Source organism: Desulfocucumis palustris (assembly GCF_002933875.1).
In the GTDB taxonomy this organism is placed as follows: Bacteria; Bacillota; Desulfotomaculia; order Desulfotomaculales; family Desulfocucumaceae; genus Desulfocucumis; species Desulfocucumis palustris.
Genome location: NZ_BFAV01000051.1, coordinates 1 through 202 on the forward strand (window position 1 = coordinate 1; position 202 = coordinate 202).

General features: G+C 48.5%; 1 protein-coding gene. It reads left to right on the plus strand.

Going from position 1 to position 202, the window contains the following annotated elements; translation table 11 throughout:
- Positions 1-202: hypothetical protein (locus tag DCCM_RS18415; RefSeq protein ID WP_165792012.1), on the plus strand; the 202-nt coding region annotated here is incomplete at both ends.

The following is a 202-nucleotide window of genomic DNA, read 5'->3' on the forward strand; positions in this document are numbered from 1 at the left end:
CTTTTCCTTTAAAGTAAGCACGGACAAGCTTAACTGGCTGGAGGGCAAAAACGGCCTGATAGCCTTTATCTCCAGCGAAACAGGAAAGCGCCTGTTCTATATAAACCCGGTTTACGCCTGTGACGCCACCGGCAAGGAGATTAGCGGAGTAACCCAAACAGTCAAAAACCACGGCGGAGAGCTATTCATTGACATCGAATTG